Origin of the sequence: Sphingobacterium puteale (assembly GCF_003627955.1) — a bacterium.
GTDB classification, from domain to species: domain Bacteria; phylum Bacteroidota; class Bacteroidia; order Sphingobacteriales; family Sphingobacteriaceae; genus Sphingobacterium; species Sphingobacterium puteale.
Window position 1 is genome coordinate 227,790 of the sequence record NZ_RBWS01000001.1, and the last position, 20,249, is coordinate 248,038.

The following is a 20,249-nucleotide window of genomic DNA, read 5'->3' on the forward strand; positions in this document are numbered from 1 at the left end:
GCTACATAAATTTCTTTAGTCCAATTTTGGTTTGTGCTTTTAATTGCTCAGCAACGAGTTTAGCATTCAACAGCGCGCCCTCTTTGATCGTATGCGTCGCATCCTTCGGATCAAAAAAATCCGTTTCTACTTTCTTTTTCCCTAGAGTTTCATAATGCGCAACAACAACATCCTGTAACGGGATAAAAAATGCCCCAGCCTGTTGCGCAGCCTCCTTAGCCCATTGCGCATAATCTGATCTGCGCACCTGGTTTCCATCCCATGCGTTACGCGGAATTGGCGAACAGATAATTGCTGTGGCTCCTTTATCTTGAATATTCTTCACAAAGCGTCGTAAATAGAAACCATAACTATACACGACTTCATGTTGCTTCAATAACGGGTTATATACTTCCTCATAATCGTCACCATTTCCCTTTATCGTTCCACGGGCACGTAGCGTATCCACAATGGGACTTGAATCATTATGTCCAAATTGCATAAGGACATAATCGCCTGGCTGTATGCTATCCAGTACCTTCTGCCAAAGCTTTGGATTGTTATAAAATGTCCGGGTACTTGTTCCCCCCAAAGCACGATTCCTCACATTGATCTTATCCAATTTAAAATACTGACTGATCAAACTTCCCCAGCCCCACTGTCCATTGGAACCATTTCCCTGTCCGTTTTTTACGGTGGAATCACCAATAATAAACAAGGTCGGTTTATGTTGTTGTCCCAAAAAGGACATACTGATTACAGCAAAAAGGGCCGCAGCCCATGGCAACAATTTCAATTTCATCTTCACTATTATTTAATATATTGTACTAGCTGACTTTTAATCCTACGAAATCCTTCGATTATAGACAATGCATTATCTCGCGCCCCATTTTTATTCGTATGGGTATGGTCACCTGGAAAATAGTTAGATTTTACTGCTTCAGGGCCAAGCCGATCATATTTATCTGCTGTAATACTGTTTAGATCCAAAAAAGCGACGCCCTGTTCTTTCGCAATCTCCTTTGCCCACAGTCCAAAATCCTTATCTGCCCGCTTCACTTTACCTTGATGATCCCATTGGTTGCGCGGAATCATGGATAATAAGATCGGTGTTACCCCTTTTTTCTTTGCTTCAATCACAAAACGACGTAAGTTTTCACCGTAAGTACGTACGGTCTCTTTCTTCCCATTTCCCCAATCCAAAACAATAGAATCCTGACCGATACCCCGTAGCACACCGCGATAGCCTTGCTTACTGGTATCGGGCTTACTTCCTTCGTTATGGCCAAACTGAATCAATAAAAAATCTCCCGGCTTGAACAAAGAATCAACTTTTGCCCATCTTCCTTCTTTGACAAATGTACGTGTACTGCGCCCCGCCATCGCATGATTGTCTACACGGACTCGTGTCGTATCCAATAATTCAGGAAGCAGAGTACCCCAGCCCCAATATTCCTTATTGCTGTTCTTAACGGTCGAATCACCGATAAGATAAATCGTAGGTTTATTTTGTTGTTTTGCAAAGGATATCAAAAGAAAGGCTGTCAGTGCCATCCCTATCCATTTTGTTGTATGCTTCATTTGCTAACTTATCTATTTCTTTTAGTCAAAAAATCCAAATCGCGCTTCCAAATTTCTATTTCTTATAGGCATACTTAACCAGCCGAATGTTTGGTTTGACCGGCCGATTCATACCCATACCAAGGTAATAGCCCACATGCGGCGGTTGATTATAACCTACATTCTGCCATGCAATACTCAGACGATACTGCGGATCGTGCATTAGTGTATATACGCGCTGTTCTGTTGGAATCGTTGTTGTGTAGATACGCAGATTCTGGTTATCTTCTGAACGCAGGACCAATTCTTCCCGCCAGTCACCAAAAATATCAGCACTCAGATTGGGCGTACTTTTAGATCCATTGATTGATGAACTACCTGTCGCCGTAAAGATTCGTTCCGTTTTCCCATTTTGATATTTTTCAATATAGTTACTATTTAAAAGCTCACGGCTTAAATCGGCATCCCACCAGATCAAAAAATTGGTCGATCTCGGAGCCCGCCCGATAATATTTCCCTCGGTATCATACATGTCTTTAGACCCCAGCCACCATAGATATGCTCCTTTATGATCGGGATCAATATTTGCAGCAACACCGCGAGGAATATCTTGGTCTATTGCACTTTGAAACAATATGTCTCCCGTTTTGGCGTCCAACAAGGCTACCCCTATCCCTTTTCGTCCCCCTTTCAGTTCATGAATTCCAAAAATCTCCAGTCCGGGCCTTTCAGGATCCAAGTCACTGACATGCAATGCATCGCCATGCCCCAACCCTGTACTATACAGCCCCTTTCCATTATCATCAATAACCATCGACCCAAAGACAATTTCATCTTTACCATCTTGATCTACATCAGCAACTGTGAGGTTGTGATAGCCCTGACCGGAATAAGGGTCTTGACGAACCTTGCTGTCGAATACCCAGCGGCTCACCAATTTTTTATCTTTGAAGTCCCATGCTGCCAAGGCCGTACGTTCATAATATCCTCTCGTCATCACGACACTCGGATGTATGCCGTCCAAATATGCTACACAAGCTAGAAAACGATCACTGCGATTAGCATTCGTATCTCCCCATGAGCGCAGATCCCCACGTTCAGGTAGATAATCCACAGTACTTATCGCCTTGCCCGTCAGCCCGTCAAACACGGTTAAATATTCAGGCCCTTTCAGTATGCGGCCTACAGTTCTTGAACTTGATACGGTATCACGCCAATCGGCTTTTGGATTACCAATAACATGTCCGAGTGCATCTTTAGTACCATCGGCAGTTTTACAGACCAGCTCGGCACGTCCATCGCTATCGAGGTCGTAAACCATGAATTGGGTATAATGTGCTCCTTCCCGGATATTTTTACCCAAATTGATTTCCCATAAAAAGGTACCATCTAGTTTATACGCCTGAAAAATAGGTTCTGAAGTAATGCCATTATGTGCATTGTCATGTCCAACACCGGTCTGATGAACAATAAGTTCATAAGTTCCGTCTCCATCCAAATCGCCCACAGAAACATCCCCCGGTGTGTAGCCTTTGGGGGTGCGTAACGGAATATTCAAGTATTGCTGTACTTTTTGATCTTTGGATAAAGTGAGTTTAGCAACTTCCTTTTCTTTCCCACCCGACACAAGATCTAAGGTGTAGGTTACATCTTTACTCAGGTCAACATGATCGTCCAAAAAGTTGGTACCCTTTGTTAAAGGTGCGTTATTCAATTTTTTATGTATACCATTTCCTTCCTGCCGATAAATAGCAAAGGCCGTGTCAAAATCGTCGGTACCCAGCAAACGCCAGCTCAAAAACACGGAATTTTCCGTAGTTTTTACACCAACCATTCCTCGATCCAAAAACTCCATTTTGCGTTGGCCTGAAACGGCTAGAGAACCGATCAGTGCTCCTGTCAAAAGAATAAGTTTTGTTTTCATCATTCAAGGTCTACATCACAACAACATGCTGATAGATATTATTGCTTTTTATTATTAACGGTTACACTGTTTAGAACAAATCTTTTAATGTATTCCTTATGAATAACAGGATCTTTACTCGCACGGACATGCATATTTTGAAATGTAAAATCCGATAATACATATTGCTCCGAATTGAGTACATCAAAAACAATGTCGCAATCCAGATCAATATTACGCAGGACAATATTTCTCGCATAAGACATTTTGATATCTTTCTCGCCCTTTAAATCAAAAAATTGGGTCCAGGGTTTGATAAACAACATACTATTGACATTTCCTTTTATATTTTCAATCAAAATATTTTCATATTCCTGTGGTGTATCCGGACGCATCTTTAGCTGCAACAGCTTACGCGCTTTATCCAGCGTGTTGTTTCTAAAAATCACATTATAACTATGAATTGACTCACTTCCGCACGTCAGTGCACTATGACAAAATCCAAAAAAACAATTTTCAATAATGATATTTGAATTGGGACCATTGTTAGGATCCTTATCGGAATTCGGCCCCTTCCCACCTTTTAATGCGATCGCATCATCGTTAACGGACAAGTAGCAATCCTTAATCAATACATTACGGCAGACATCCAAATCGATTGCATCGGAACTAGGTGCTTTGACAGGTTCCTTTGGCGCTGAAATATGTAAGCCGATCAATTTGAGGTTTTCACATTTATAATAATGAGAGGTCCAGAAGGGAGAATTGATTAAGCGAATGCCCGAAATCTGTACATCTTTGCTATTGGACACATAGAGTAAGCGCGGGCGCATTTCGTCCATATTTGTACATTTTGGATTAAACTGCCGTCTAAGCCAAAAAGACCGCCAGTAGCGTAACCCGTTTCCATCGAGTGTACCCTTGCCTGAAATTGTAAAACCATCCACCCGATCTGCATTGACAAGCGCCAAAAAATATTTGACCGTTTGCCCCTCCATACGCGTCTCTGCCAATGCAAAATCTGCAATATCATCGCTTCCTTTTAATACAGCTCCTTCTTCTAAGTATAAGTGTGTCTTTGGCTTAAAAAATAATGACCCACTCAAATAGATACCTTTCGGTACGACGACCACTCCCCCACCACTGGTATAGGCTTTATCAATTGCTTGCTGGATTTTGGCCGTTTGCACAATGGTGCTATCTGTCGTTACACCAAAATCAGTGATCAAAAATTTCTTTCCGAGCGTTCCGATATCAGTCGATTTTACAGTTTCAAACCATTTTGAGATTGCTGTTCCGTCCGGAAATTTTTCTTGCGCATGTGCTGTGGACAACAACACAAGTGAGGTGAGTAGATGTAAAAAACGAAAGAATTTTTTCATAATATTTAGATTTATAAATATGTTTCCCCCTAACCTATCAATCCATTCCATGCAATGAACGGCCTTTTAGAATTGAATGCGTCTAAGGACGCTTATAATAAGTAGTTATCCCTAAAAGTATCAACATTTTTAACAAGAGCTGTCCTGTAGTATCCTGAACATCATACCCACTAGTTGCCCTATCCTATCAATTTGTCTGAAAACAAGTCTACTATCGGCTTTTCAAGCAGCTACGTAATATCTTTGTTATAGAGGAAACTAACCTAAAATAATGGTAATCCAACAATATTGTTCCTACTATTGGCACGAAACTTTCGACGGGACGCCATCTATTTTTTGCCCCGTTGAATTATTTACGGTAACTCAGCACTTAGGCATGATTTATTCGTTTTTTTGCCATCTGTTGGAAGCATTGAATCCTTTTTCTTACGAACTTTTCCGTACACGCAAAACACGCGACATTTTCGCGAATTGGCAGACCAACTACGATCCTTTAAACTCCCTTAAACTCCCTTTAAGTCCCTTCAAGTCCCTACATTATTTGACTTAGCTTCGGGATTAGTTCGAGAATGCTTCGCAACTACTTCGACCCTTCTTCGACAACGCTTCGGGTGGGCTTCGGGTAGGCTCCGACACGAAGCCGAACAACAATCGAATAAGCGCCAACGCCGTCCCCTCGCTGTCCCGAAGCAGTCTCGAACAGCTACCGGACGATTCCCAAACAACTGCCGAATAACTAACCGAAGCTGCAAAACATACCGAGAAGTATGTCAGATAGACGATAAATTATTTTCCAAACCACCTTGTACTGTCCTGCTCCGTAAGATTAGGCGAAAAGCTGATAGTTCTTTATTTTTAACAATTATTGTTCTTTAATTAGTTAGCCCTAGGGCTTCATTCAGAACTTATTACCAATCAATTATGACATATAAATCAATCTTTACAATCATTTTATTATTAAATTCGTTCGTTGGCTTAAGCTTTGCACAAACAGGCAAGATCGCACAGGAAGAGATCAACATTCAGGCTCCATTTGAAATTCCAACGTTTAAGGTTCCCAATTTCGAGCATTGTAAAAACTACGATATCCGCGATTTTGGTGCTAGGCAAGGAGATAAGAAAAGTACTTCCAGCGCAATTGCAAAGGCAATTGACATGGCGACAACTTCTGGGGGCAATATCATCATTCCGCCAGGCGAATGGCACACCAAGGCTATACACTTAAAAAGTAATATCAACTTACATATCAGTGCAGGAGCAACGTTATTATTTTCGGGAGACCCAAAGGACTATCTGCCTGCTGTTCACAGTAGTTGGGAAGGACTAGAATGTTATAACTACTCCCCGCTGATCTATGCCTATGAAGCGACAAATGTTGCCCTTACAGGCAAGGGAACCATAAAAGCAGATCTTACTGTTTGGGAGAAATGGTTTCCAAGACCGAAACCACATATGGAGAGCATCAAAAATCTTTATAACTGGGCACAAGATGGAATACCTGCAGAACAACGCCTTATGGTCAATGACACATCCAATCTTAGACCGCAATTTATTCAATTCAACCGTTGTCAACATGTTAGAGTCGAAGATATTAAGATCCGAAACAGTCCTTTTTGGACGTTGCACCTCTACTTAACGAAAGATGTCCTTGTACGTGGGATCGACATCTATGCCCATGGTCATAACAATGATGGGATCGACCCAGAAATGAGTCAGAATGTATTGATTGAGAATTGTATTTTTGACCAAGGTGATGATGCTATTGCATTGAAATCAGGCCGAAATCCGGAAGGCTGGCGATTAAAAACACCAACAAAAAATATTGTGATCCGTAATTGCGAGATCCGCGATGGTCACCAATTGCTTGCCGTTGGGAGCGAGCTCTCGGGTGGAATTGAAAACATTTATGTAAACAATTGTGCGGTCCTACCCAATGAAAAATTGATGCATTTACTGTTTATCAAAACGAATGAGCGTATGGGTGGCTATGTTAAAAACATTTATTTTTCAAATATTAAAGCCCAAAATGTAAAAGAGGGTATACTTGGAATTGATACCGATGTCCTCTATCAATGGCGCAACTTGGTACCAACCAAAGTAAAAAAACTAACGCCCATATCGAACGTCTATCTTTCAAACATTGATGTAGAAATAGGTGAATTTATTTCAAAGATCAACGGCAATTCGGAACTTCCAATTCAGACAGTTCAATTGAAGGATGTACGGCTCAAGAAAATAACCTCAACTGCAGTCCAAAATCAATATATCAAGGGTTTCTCTTACATACAATAACAGGTCAAGCCGAATTGATTCCCGACATTCAATAAACCTGATGCCATTGATCTTCATACATAAAAAAAGGCTTTTCTATTAAAATAGAAAAGCCTTTTTTTATGTATGAACCGGGATATTAATCGGTCAATACATTTATTTTAGGCATCACGAATTGCGTATTTTCTTTTTCGCCCTTCGGAGTACCAAAGTAAAAATAGAGCGTCCGGTTTACATTTTTATTCATTTGATTCGATTCTCCTGCAGGTCCATTCACTGCGGCATTACCATTTATCCCCAGGGCCAACTTTGTTCCAATTGGAGGAATAGCGTCCAAAAAGGAAATATCTCCAGTAGGCAATTGCGGATATCCTTTGGGACCTGAAATCCCATAAAACTCGAACAGCCGTAGAAATAGGTCATCTTGATCTGTTGCGACCAAAAACTTTCCTTGAACGGTATTGAATTGTACCCAACTGACATCCGAAAAGTAGCCTTTAAATTCAGGAAATGTCCATTGACCAATACCGGCTTTTCCATCATTGTACATTTTTTCCCATGTATTAAGCGTGGCACCTTGCAACCTATTCTTCCATATGCGATAAGGGCCATTTCCCAGCCATTTGGCACCGATAATATAGTTTTCAGGAAAGTTGAAGCTCACTCCCGCATAAGGTACCGCTTTTTTCATGTTATAGGCATAATCGAGTTTCAACCAACCATCCGGACGCATCGTCCAACGGATAAAGCTTAGATTACCATCAAACATAAACTCAACCACCTCATTTTTTCCTTCTCGCCAACGTTTAGTGCTCTTCAGCTCTGACTGACCATCGATAAGCACCGGACCATTATTGAAAGCTAATTTCATGCTATAATCATTGGCCAGATCAACCAATAATCCTGTTTTTTTAGAAACAAAAGCAGTTATCCCATTTGCCTTAAGGATATAATTCACACTGTCTTCTTTCGCTTCAACATCGGTAAAAGATTTCAAGGGTAGGATTTCAGCAGTAAGAGCTTGATTGGATCTTACCCGCCATGTCCAGGTATAGATTTCCGCACCCTGTGGATCAGTCGCAGTCAATAACAGTGCATCATACTGCTTCCAGTCAACAGGCAAATTCAACTGCAAAGCCCCCTGTTGCGTAGGAGCCACTACGGGACTATTTACTTTCAGGTTCAGCACCGAATCCATGCCCGATTCATCCGCATAGGGCTGTTGATAAGTAACCAGTTTACCCTCAAATCGACACGCTTTTAGATCGGTAAAGTGGAAACGATTTTCCACCGGAATAGTTCCATTGAAATCAGCAGGTAATTTCTTCATCGTAATATGCACAGGTGCATAGATCTCCCGAATGGCATAGAAACTTCCTTCTTTTTCGCGATGTGGTCCAAGGATTCCGTCCGGGGCATTTACCCGGTTGACATCAATCACATTATTGAAATCTGTTCGTACGATACCTTCATCTGCAAAATCCCAGATAAATCCGCCTGCACCCAATTTGGCATTCCAATGCAACTCCCATATATCTGCTAATCCTGCTGCGGCGCCACCGTCATCCTGTGCATGGAGAAATTCGGTCGGCATGTATATATTTGGACCTTCCAGAATTTTTTTTGTTGAATAAAAGTCTTCATAATGGTTGCAGTCGATTCCATTGATTGCATTTCCCGGTCTATGGTGTGCATGGATCACTGTTCGTGCGGAAAGATCATATTTTTTGTACTCGTCTACGAGTTCTTTATTGTGCCCGCCTTCATTACCGTTACTCCAAAGTATGATAGAAGGGTGATTGGCATCTCGGATAACCATTTCTTGCACCAGCTTTTTACCTACAACGGTACTATACGCCTTTTGCCACCCGGCCAATTCATCCAAAACATATAAGCCCAATGAATCGCAATAAGCTAAAAATGACCGATCTGGCGGATAATGCGAACAGCGTACCGCATTCATATTCATTTCCTTGATCAATTTAACATCATTCAGATCCAACTGGGCGTTCACTGAACGTCCGGTTTCGGGCCACCATACATGACGATTCACACCTTTCATCTTCACTTTCACACCATTGACGTAAATGCCGTCTCCTTGGCGAACTTCGATCGTCCTGAAACCAAAACGATCCTGATATTGATATCCTTTTTTCTTGCCATTTACTAGGGTATAGGTAACCTGATATAGGTTTGGTGTCTCCGCTGTCCATAACAACGGTTTTTCTACTTTCATTTCGACCAATTTCACTGAATCTTCCGAAGTAATCGGAAATTTTTGAGTTGAGATCACATTCCCCTTTAAATCTTTGATCTCTACCAATAGATCATTAGCTTTAGACAAGTCCTCCAAATGCACATTACTTCGAAAAGTTCCGTCTGCTTTTGCATCAATAGCTGTCCAGCTGATATGTTCATGTGGCGTCGCCTCAAGGTACACCGGTCTATAAATCCCGCCTAAAATCCAATAATCCGCCAGACGCTCCGCATTGTTAACGGATTTATCGGAAGACATCTTCGATACAGTGGCTTCTAATATGTTGGTCTTGCCAAAGGTGATCTTGTCGGTAACATCGTACTTAAACCGATAGAAAGCACCTTGGTGGATATCTCCAGCGATCTGGCCGTTGACCTTGACTTCAGTATCCGTCATCGAACCCTCAAAAACCAAGCTTATTTTCTTACCTTTCCAATGCTTTGGAACAGTAAACTGATGCCGATACAGACCTTTCTCATCATGAAATACAAAATTTTTTCCATAGGTTACATAATCACGTCCATAATTATAAGCCCCAAATCCCTGCTGTTCCCAATGGCTCGGCACTGCAATCTTATCCCATTTTCCTGCTTTACGTCCTCCTGTCACCCAGAAGTCCCAATTCACCGTGTGAATATTGTCTGTTCCTGAAAGATAATGTATTTCTTTCTGCGTCTGTGCTAAGGCCATCAGAACAGACGTAACGCATAGCAATGCAAGCAAGACAATTCGAATTTTAAACATAGGTTTATTTATTGAGTTTGCAAACCCCTAAAATAAAAAGTTCAGGACACTAAAGTGTCCTGAACTTACCTGAATTGTTGTAATTTTCTTGTATGGCGCCCCTTAATGGCAGGCTACGGGCTCAGGATAATCTCCTGTCGCCATCCCTTTGACCAATTGTCCACATTCGCGCATAGAAGCTGCGTAAGGATTTTCAATCTCCTTGTCATAACTTAACCAATAGCCTTTTTCCATGGGACAATATTGTAAGTAAACGGTTTCATCTGTACATTTCATCGTTTCCATTATGGTAAATAGGGATTGCGTAATTGCAGAGAAGGAAACCTTCATTGCCTTCATATCCTGCGCAGATTTCAAGCCGGCAGCATCTGTCTTCATGGTCTGACTGACCTTCTTGAGGCGCATCATATCATCGAGCTGCAAACCTTTTAGCCGAAAGTTCTGTACTTCTTTTTCTAACTGAACGACATGCTCTTTACTGCCAGCAAAGTTCTCATCCGTGATATCCTGTTTCACCTCCATATAGGCCTTAAATAATCTGTCGCGCTGTGCTTGTGCATTATCCTGCCCGCTTAATTGGCAAGAAACCAGCATGAAGCCGATCACACATGCCACATACATTTTTTTTAATCTACTTTTCATTTTAGTCTTTGTTTATTTGATTTTGAATACGTTTAATTTCTTGCAGCATCAAATTCAGATGCTGCTTATTGAGTTGATCTGTTTGCTTGGCATGAAGCAGATTGATCTGCTCAATCAAACTAGGCAGATAATTTCTGACATACAGTTGTACGTCACTGCGCTGCGCCTGTGTAATGATATCCGACCCTGGTCCGATTTTCGGGTTGACAACTTGATTTACCCGTTCCAGAAAATAGCGTTGCTGGCCACGTTTGAAGGCATCCATCCGAAGATCCCCACCGGGCAATGTCCATACCCCATGACCAACGTCTTCCAAATATTCATTCAAGGTGTAAGGATCCTCATTACTTAGAGACTTGACATAAACATTATAAAGCAAACCGGGACTCATCAGCATGTTGAGCATCTGCTCTTGTTGATCATTGATTTCTTTATTGGCGTCTATTCCAATGAGCGACTGTATATTGTCAGGATATAACCACAAGGGTGGAGCGAATACATTATTATTTACATAGTGTACTGCTGCTTTCACTTTTTCTTTGGGAACTGCTGCGTAGACGGCTCCTTTTTGACCCCGGACTTTATTCGTAATCTCTTGGCTTCCGATATTTTTTAGCACATGATAGAGATAACGATTAAATTGTCCTCGGACAGCTTTATGCATATCCTTTAGGTTGCTATAATCATCGCCAGGCTCATGAGTCCAATCCACCAAATGAGTAACTACTTTTTTCAGATTTTTGATACCATAGGTACTTGCCAATATTGAATCATCACCAAGATCTTCCTTCTGACTACGCGGATCCTCATTGTTTCCTTCACCACCAAACCATAACTTCGGGTTAGCCGTCAGGCTGTCTGTCACCTGTTTTGTAAGATAGCCGCGCTCTTCTTCACCACTTGAAAACTGTGGAAGATATTGATACCCCCATTGAATAGCCCATTTATCGTACATGCCTACACGCGGATATATACCAGACAACCCCACGCCATCTTCAGGCTGAGCGACATAATTGAAACGTGCATAATCCATAATTGATACCGTATGGCCATTTTTTTCCACCCATTTCTTGTCGCGCAATTTCTCGACCGGTGTTTGGCTGCTTGCCCCCATGTTGTGACGTAGACCCAAGCTATGTCCCACTTCGTGTGAGGAAACAAAGCGAATTAACTGCCCCATCACTTCGTCATCCAGCTGCATTTTTTGAGCAGCTTTGTTTAATGGCCCCACTTGTACCATAAACCACTGTTGAACGAGCTTCATAACATTATGATACCAGCCGACATGCGCTTCGATAATCTCACCGCTTCTAGGATCTGAGATCCGCGGTCCATAGGCATTTGCTTTTTCAGAAGCGAAATAACGAATCACGGAAAAACGTGCATCTTCAAGGCTCATGGTGGTATCTTGTTCAGGCCATTCTTTGCCTACAATCGCATTTTTAAATCCGGCTTGTTCAAATGCGACATTCCAGTCGTTGATACCTGCGATGAGATAAGGGCGCCACTTCTTGGGCGTCGCGGGATCGATATAATACACAATTTGCTTTTGTGGTTCTACAAGTTCACCTTTTAAGTATCGCGACACATCTTTGATTTTAGGTTCAAGTCTGTAGCGTTGTATAAAATTCAACGCTTTAGAACGTTGATCTTTATCGGTGAATAGGATATACTTGTTTGCAAAATACCCTACACGTTCGTCGAAAATCCGCTTTTTCATCGGCACCTTTGGAAGCAGTACCATGGAGGTATTGGTTGTAAAAGTCATTGCCCCAGTCAGACTTGCCGCTGGTGTGCCAGATGTCGACGAATAGGTTTTTGTTGTTTTTACTTCCAAATTAATGGGAAAGACCTTCATGTCTGTAATGAAAGATCGGTCATCCGCCAATGAAGATAGTTTATTTTCGCTTTTTATCTTACTATCAAATGAAATTGCAGCATTGTCTTTCCGAAAAAGATCCGTCACATCAATAAGATAGCCGTTCTTTGCCGGATTAAGTCCTTTGATATCTAAAATCGCGATAATAGGATCCTCTTGTGACTGTACTAAGGCGGTCCGTATGGCATCGTTTTCTGGGGCATCTTGTTTATAAATTGCTGCCCGCAACTGTATACGGTCACCCAGGCCTTTCTCGAAATAAAGTGTCTGTTCATTCAGTTTTTCACCACCATACATTGGGAATCCCTGTGGAGCAGACACCAAGCGCGTTACCGTCAGAAAATAGCGGTTCAATAAACTATCCGGTATTTCCAAATACCATTTCTTTTCCGACTCTACGACGTTAAAAACGCCAGACCGGGCAATTTTCTTCTTATTTAAAATCTTGCTATAAGCTTCATTCAGATCATTTTTTGATTTTACAGTGTCCGTCTTGCTCAGGCTCTGTTGAGCTTGAACCATACCGCCGGACAAAAGCAAGGCAAGGGTACTATAGATAATTTTGTTTTTCATGTGTAATGTAATAGCATATATTAAAACGGTACAGTTTCATCAGTGTTCAACCGTAGGTTTGGATTTAACTTCATCGCATCCAATGGAAATGGAATAATATACATTCGTGAATTCGGAGCCAATGTATAGGTCTTTTGCTCCACCGTCTTATTGACAATCGGGAATACACGAACGAGCGTTTTGGCATAATCAGGTTCTAGATTCAAGCGTTTCAGATCGAAAAAACGATGGTAACCGATTGGCAATTCCCGACGACGTTCGTTTATCACTAGATTCATCACTTCTTTTCGGGTCGTTGGGACCGCCAATATTGCTTTATCGCCTTCGATCCGGGTTTTACGTAAGGTATTCAACATGTTAATAGCCTTGGCAAATTGATCCTGACGGGCATAACATTCGGCCAACATCAAATAAATCTCCGGTGTTTTCAGCCCTACTGTGGGAAAGAAAAAAGCAGTGTATTTCACGTTGTAGTAACTTGCTCCAGCGCCAATATCCAGAAAACTGGCATTTGAGGTCGTGTAGAATAGACTAAAACGTTTGTCTTCCTTATCAAACATGCTTGTCAATTCCGGGCTTAAGATATAGCTGTAACCAAAGTTCATCTCCGTATAGCCATTCACATACATGTAACTCAATACTTCTGGATTATTTTCAGCGATTATAGGCGTCTTACTCGGACCACCTAACTTTTCATACTGAACAAGATCAATTAGCTGCCCATTAAGCTGCAATGCTTTTTCAGCAGCAGCTTGTGCTTCAACAATTTCTCTTTTGAAAAGATGTACCTTCGCCTTCAATGCATAGGCAAAGGCTAAGGATGGATGATAGGGGTTTGTAGGTTTTTCCTGCAAATGCGGTAAAGCATCCTCGATATCCTTTTGGATAAAATCGTATACCTGCTGTACCGTCGATTTTACGGGCATAGCTTCCAGGTCATATTTATCCATGATACAGACGCCGCCATCCTGAGAAGCAGTATTCGCATCATAGGCTTTGGCGTAGACATTAATCAGGTGGAAATAATCAAAGGCTCGATATATCTTGGCCTCAGCCTTGGCTAGGGTCTTTAATTGACTATCTCCTGTACTTTCATCAACCAAAGAAATAATCATATTCCACTGTGCAATGTATTTATAGCACTGATTGTAAAAGCTTGATGCAGTGATGCGACTTACTCGATCCTCCTGTTCTTGAAACAAAAAGTTGATCGTGTTAATATTAGGTGTCAAACCAATTACATTGGATTCCTTCAAATACTGGTCATCGACCAAATACTGAAAGTTATTGATGGGATACCCTCTATTGGGATAAGCAACCAAGTCGTAATAATCTTGCGCTGTGCTCACCAGTTGTGAGCCTTTTGGTGTTATATCGAGGTATTTGTCGCAGGCGGAAAAGACCAGTAAAGTCACAAATGCCGCCGCCAAAGTTTTAAAAGTCATCGTAGATTCAGATTAAAAAGTTAATGAAAGCCCCATGAGGAATGATTTAGCCAGCGGCAAATTGCGTGTTCCGCTATTGAGCGAATAAGCTTCTGGATCGATGTCATCACCAGCGGCGCTCCAGGTCCATAAATTATTCACCTGCAAGGTTAATTTGACGTTTTGCATCCCAGCTTTCTGCGCTAATTGTTTTGGTAATTGATAGCCGACGGCCACATTTCGCAGCTTGATGTAATCTGCTGAAACAATCTGCTTGTCGCTATATCGCCATAAGGTAGATAGTTTGCTCGCGTCGGTACGCAATTTGTCAGGATAATCAACCAGCAATCTTGGGTAATCATTATCCGCACCTTCTGCCCATCGATTGATCAAACCAGCGTTTGTCAGCTTATCACTAGCTAAGTCGATTGCATCTTTACGCAGTTTATGTCCGCCCGAAAAGACAAACATGGCCGAAAGATCAAAAGCCTTATAGCGCAAACGTTGATTGATGGAACCTGTATATTTGGGAAACAGTGTCCCCATATTCACCAATGCATCTGGCGAGGTAATATCTTTAATGCTTGTCGGAGTACCGTTCTCGTCAAAAACAACATTTGATTCACCGTTTTGATCCAAGAAATATGGATAACCATTCACCATGCCCCCGTAGCGATATGCCATAATTGAATTATAGCTACTTCCTTTAAAAAAGTAATTACTTGGCGAACCGACATACGATTGTGCTGTAGATGTTAAGCCGTTCACTTTCTCCACCTTGTTCTTATTGAAGGAAAATACCAGCTGTGTGCTCGCCGTTAAATCTTTCTTCTTCAACCAAACTCCATTGATATTAAATTCAATACCTTTATTCCGTAACGCACCATTGTTAATCACACGGGAACTGGCTCCCACAGTAGGGTCCAATACTGAGTTGACCAACAAATCCGAACTATATCTATTATAGGCATCGATACTAGCCGAAAGACGATTATCGAAAATCGAAAAATCCACCCCTAAATTGGTGGTTGTTGTTTTTTCCCAGCGTAACATCGGATTTGGCAATGATCTCTGTTCCAAATACTGTAGATAAGGAAAAAGTTTATCCGATTTCCAGGTTGCAGTTCCATAGCTGGAACTGGCTTGATCCACGTTACCGGTAATACCATATGTAGCCCGCAGTTTGAGTGAATTCAACCAGTCTTCATTTTTCATAAAGCTTTCGTTGCTGACATTCCAGCCTGCTCCGACGGACCATAAAGGACGATATTTAAACTTTGGATCTACACCAAATAGATCTGCTTGATCTACCCGTATGCTTCCAGTCAAGTTAAATCTATTGTTATATGTATAACCTGCGTTGGCATAAAGTGAAGTATATCGATGTAAAGTTTCTGTTTGCGCCCCGCCATTCAAATCAGATAATCGGTTGTTTCCCCCGTACACATAACTCGTTATTCCTGTTTTACTTAAGGTAGCCCAATCAATTGTGGTCGAAGTCAATGTTACTGGATTGTACCCTAAAAGCAATTGTTCAATTGAGCGTGGTACATGTGACTGTCGCATCTCGAATCCGGCCAGTGCTGTCAGTTGATGTTGACCATATTGTCCAAAGGTATTATCGTAGTTAAACTGATTCCGAAAGGTGTAACTATAGCGTTTGCTCTCAAATTGATAGTAACGTCCCCCAGCAGGTAAGTTCTTGGTATAAATACCCGTCGCATCATTGTAACTGACCATCGCATTTGATGCAACGCGCATCATGTAGCTATCTTCATCGTAGAAGCTTTCACGTGCTGCTTGGCCCAATTCATATGAAAACTGTGTCTGAAAAGAAAGTCCTTTGTAAATATTGGCCCGCAACGATGTAAAAGCACGAAGGCCTAAACTTTTATTACTTTCAATGCCCTCTCCTAATGCCTCAAGCACATTAAAGGATGTACTTTTTAGATTTCCATTAGCAGCAATTTGTTCCGCCGTTTCGCCGTTAATGGCAGAGCCCGGTCCTACTGAACTGGACAATTCAACGTACGGCGTATAAACTAAGTTGCCACTTTCATCTTTGATGCGAGCATAACGTGGTTGCAAGAACACATTATTGTAAACGCCGTCGGTTTCTTTATTTACTGTATACGTACCATTCAGTCCTACTGTTGCAGACAACCATTTGGTCAAATTAAACCCCGACTTCAAATACAGATTGAATTTATCATTCTTTTCATTGACCACCTGTCCCTTACCCTTATCATAATTAAAAGAAACAAAGGTATTGCTCTTACTGGAATTCTGGGAGATGCTCGCATTATAACGTTGACGTATTTCATTCTGCCAGACATTTTCCGTAAACTCCTTGATATAATCGTTGCTCCGCCATGAATTGATCGTTGCTTCGCGTTCTTGCTGACTAATCGCACCAATGGATTCTTTTCGAAATAGATCATACAGTGGTGAATAATATTTTAGACTACCACTTCCAAGCCTTCCGTAGTAATTAAATAGCGATTCACTGTTCGCATAACGGGATAACTCCTTCTTATATACATCAATTTCATAATCAATTAAATCTGATGTACGCGCATAGTGCATTTTGGAGATATCCGGTTTCTGTGTGATGAATTGGTCCATATTAAAGCTCACGGAAACACCTTGCCCCTTCCCTTTTTTGGTGGTCACGACGATAACCCCATTGGCCGCACGGGCACCATAAATGGACGCCGCTGTCGCATCCTTCAAAACGGTAACGGACTCAACATCATAGGGGTTAATATCGTTCAAGGTGAACTCCGTCGGCAGGTCATCGACAACAATGAGTGGATTGGTGGTTACCTGACTGGAATAGGTGCCAATGCCCCGAAGTACGGGGCTGTCTGCACCGGAGCGCGTTGGATTTTTGATATAGGTCAATCCAGCCACCTGACCTTCTAATGCGGAAGTCAAATCGGTATTAATCTGTTTGTTCAATTGATCATTGCTAATACTCGTATAAGCTCCAGGACTACGTTCTTTGCTGATGCGCTGATATCCCGTTATCATAATTTCGTTGAGCATAGACTCCTTTGCACTCAACATCACACGGATGGGCCGAGCAATTTGTTCCGGACTGAAGTGCATGACCTTTTCATTAAAAGAAACATGCCTAAAAGACAATTGGATGTCTGAGCTAGCAACATCCAGTTCAAAGTCACCATTTCCGGAACTGATCGTCTGACTATCATCCTGTAAATTATGAATAGACACGCCGGGAATGGTATTACCCAAACTGTCTATTACTTTTCCGCGTACAAGCTGACTATTGGTTGATACAGCTTTACGATAGAGAATGATCCGTTTGTTTTCCAACCGATAGCCGAAGGGCTGATCCTTAAACAAAATGGATAAAGCATCTTCGACGCTTGATAGTTTCAGATTAACACTGATCGGGTGCGCCGATTTGAGCAGATTGCCGTCAAAGACAAATTCGTAGCCGTAGTGATCCGATAAACTCGTAATCACTTCTTTGACATCTGCATTTTTAAAATTCAATTGTACCTGTTGCGCATGTAATTCATAGGGGTCAATCATGCTCATCAAGGCAATTCCAGCAACCAAACTCAGGTATTTTCGCAAAAATACCGGTTGCTTTTCGGTTAGGTGTGACATGGTAGATTAAGGTAAATGTACTATTTAGTTGTTATTTTTTATCAGTAGTTTTTAATGTGATTTTATTATTGTTCAATTGAAAATTTAGACCACTTGCTTCATTCAATAGATTCAACATTTCCTGTAATGGAATATTTTTTCGGACCTTCATATAGATCGATTGATCAGTTGGCAGCATGATGGTATCGACATCTACGCCATACCATCTGGACATATCTGACAAGATAAGTCGAAGTGACTGATCCCGGTAATCAAAGTAGCCAACCGTCCAAGCAACAGCTTGCTTGGGAGCCAAATTTTCAATATGTATTCCTTTCTGATCGGTTACAGCTGTTTCGCCTGGACGGAGAACAATTCTTTCAGAGGTCCCCGATTTACTTAAGGCTATCCGTCCAGACATAAGGGACGTGGTAACCTGCCCATCACTCGCATAATTTCGTACGTTAAATACAGTTCCCAATACTTCAATTTTTGCCGCACCAGCATTTACTGTAAATGGTCTTCGCGCATCATGGGCGACTTCAAAGTAACCTTCCCCTTCCAAAGAAACTTCCCTTTTTGCAGGGGTAAAAGGGAGCTGAAACCGTAAAGTTGATGCAGCGTTCATCGTAATCTTACTGCCATCTTCCAAAACTAACCTAAAATCCGAATTGGGAGTATATATCGTTTGTAAACTTGGATTTTTACCTACTGCGATTACTTTTACAGTTTGACTGTCGATTCGAGAAAACGCAATATCGCCTACTGTCCAAATCGAATCCGTTTTCGGCAAAATGGCTATTTCTTTACCAGATTTATCTTTAACATATAAAATAGGTTCCGAAGGGGCTATCACATCGGAATGCTTGGGGCTTTGTTTCGCATAAAACCATGTGGCCAATCCCGCCATAAAAAGAACGGACGCAGCCGCCCACCAGCTCTTTTTATATCTTAAACGGATAGGCAGTTTTTTGGACTCGTTCAGTTTATTTTCTAATCGCTGCCTAATAACCGGGATATGCGCAGCGAAAGATTCTTCGACTTGATCTGCCTCAAAATCATCAATAGCAAAGGAAGTCAGCGCATTCAATTCTTCATCACCAGCTTTCTCAAAATACAGAAGGAGCGCATCCAGATCAACACGATTGATACTCCCATTCAAATAGCTCTTGTAAATATTTTCTATTTTTTTTGCCATATCTATAAGTTAATACGCAACTTACTAGCAAAAACACTATCGCTATCTTATTATTTTTAAAAAAAATAGAAAGTAACAAGAATGACTAAAATTTCATCATAGTGGTCCTGCACAAATTGGCGAATATGTTGATTGGATTTGACCATAGCATTACTCACAGTAGATACGGAAATATTCAATTTTCTAGCAACCTCTTCGTAACTCTTTTGTTCTATTTTACATAAAACAAAGATTTCTTTCCTGCGCTCACTTAAGGTATTGAGCGCTCTTTCTAATAATGCGGACTGTTGTTCTTGAATATCGCCCTCTTTGTCCATAACGTAGAGCTGCTCGAAATGTTGATATAAATTTTCCTGCAGTGCCGTTTCCTTAGCTAATTTTCTATACCAAGAAATCACATCATTTTTTGCAATCGTAAAGATCCAAGATTTAAAACTTCGAGTGGGGTCAATAGTGGACCTCTTTTGCCAGACTTTTAGGAATACATCTTGTACAATCTCTTCACTGACTTGCCTATCTTTAACCATTCTGAAAACATTGGAAAATAGGGCATGGCTGTAACGCTCGTATAAAGCAAAAAAAGAGTGCTCGTCTCCTTGGGAAAGCGAAATCATTAGCTTATTTTCTGCGATAGCATCCATTGTTAACTTTTCAAAAGGAAAGGTAGCATGCTGTTTAAACACTTAACCAGCGACCAAATTTACAAATTTCCAGCTTAATATAAACGCCAATGACTTTCAAACGGTTATATTAAATTCATCTTAGGCCATTTTGATTTGTTCACATAAGCAGAACAGCACAGGATGACAAATTCATTCA

General features: G+C 41.3%; 12 protein-coding genes. 1 reads left to right on the forward strand and 11 read right to left on the reverse strand.

The window, feature by feature from the left end; translation table 11 throughout:
- Position 1: 1 nt before the first annotated feature.
- The 4 genes from D7322_RS00900 to D7322_RS00915 are packed head-to-tail and all read right to left on the reverse strand — an operon-like array spanning position 2 to position 4,824.
- Positions 2–781 (reverse strand): rhamnogalacturonan acetylesterase, encoded by a 780-nt coding sequence (locus tag D7322_RS00900; protein ID WP_121120600.1) that lies wholly within the window; start codon positions 779–781, stop codon positions 2–4.
- Between the two features lie 8 nt (positions 782–789).
- A complete protein-coding gene (locus D7322_RS00905; RefSeq protein ID WP_245971215.1) occupies positions 790–1,560 on the reverse strand; it encodes a rhamnogalacturonan acetylesterase in 771 nt (256 codons plus the stop codon).
- A gap of 55 nt (positions 1,561–1,615) precedes the next feature.
- A complete protein-coding gene (locus D7322_RS00910) occupies positions 1,616–3,466 on the reverse strand; it encodes a rhamnogalacturonan lyase (RefSeq protein ID WP_245971216.1) in 1,851 nt (616 codons plus the stop codon).
- A 35-nt stretch (positions 3,467–3,501) separates the two neighbouring features.
- Positions 3,502–4,824, reverse strand: coding sequence for a rhamnogalacturonidase (locus D7322_RS00915; protein ID WP_121120602.1), 1,323 nt, complete (start codon positions 4,822–4,824; stop codon positions 3,502–3,504).
- Between the two features lie 921 nt (positions 4,825–5,745).
- On the opposite strand from D7322_RS00915, the gene D7322_RS00920 reads away from it, so the two are divergent.
- Positions 5,746–7,116 (forward strand): glycoside hydrolase family 28 protein, encoded by a 1,371-nt coding sequence (locus tag D7322_RS00920; RefSeq protein ID WP_121120603.1) that lies wholly within the window; start codon positions 5,746–5,748, stop codon positions 7,114–7,116.
- A gap of 118 nt (positions 7,117–7,234) precedes the next feature.
- Here the strand turns inward: D7322_RS00920 and D7322_RS00925 are convergent, their stop codons facing one another.
- The 7 genes from D7322_RS00925 to D7322_RS00955 all read right to left on the reverse strand — a co-directional run bounded on the left by D7322_RS00925 (position 7,235) and on the right by D7322_RS00955 (position 20,071).
- On the reverse strand, positions 7,235–10,096 hold the full coding sequence (locus D7322_RS00925; RefSeq protein WP_121120604.1) for a glycoside hydrolase family 2 protein: 2,862 nt from the start codon (positions 10,094–10,096) through the stop codon (positions 7,235–7,237).
- A gap of 102 nt (positions 10,097–10,198) precedes the next feature.
- Positions 10,199–10,738, reverse strand: coding sequence for a DUF3347 domain-containing protein (locus D7322_RS00930; protein WP_121120605.1), 540 nt, complete (start codon positions 10,736–10,738; stop codon positions 10,199–10,201).
- A gap of 1 nt (position 10,739) precedes the next feature.
- A complete protein-coding gene (locus D7322_RS00935) occupies positions 10,740–13,190 on the reverse strand; it encodes a zinc-dependent metalloprotease (RefSeq protein ID WP_121120606.1) in 2,451 nt (816 codons plus the stop codon).
- A 20-nt stretch (positions 13,191–13,210) separates the two neighbouring features.
- On the reverse strand, positions 13,211–14,635 hold the full coding sequence (locus D7322_RS00940) for a RagB/SusD family nutrient uptake outer membrane protein (RefSeq protein WP_121120607.1): 1,425 nt from the start codon (positions 14,633–14,635) through the stop codon (positions 13,211–13,213).
- 12 nt (positions 14,636–14,647) lie between these two features.
- Complete coding sequence (locus D7322_RS00945; RefSeq protein ID WP_245971217.1) at positions 14,648–18,253, reverse strand: SusC/RagA family TonB-linked outer membrane protein; 3,606 nt, start codon at positions 18,251–18,253, stop codon at positions 14,648–14,650.
- Between the two features lie 31 nt (positions 18,254–18,284).
- Positions 18,285–19,430, reverse strand: a complete 1,146-nt coding sequence (locus tag D7322_RS00950) for a FecR family protein (protein WP_121120608.1) — start codon at positions 19,428–19,430, stop codon at positions 18,285–18,287.
- A gap of 56 nt (positions 19,431–19,486) precedes the next feature.
- Positions 19,487–20,071, reverse strand: a complete 585-nt coding sequence (locus D7322_RS00955; RefSeq protein WP_147430274.1) for an RNA polymerase sigma factor — start codon at positions 20,069–20,071, stop codon at positions 19,487–19,489.
- Positions 20,072–20,249 lie beyond the last annotated feature (178 nt).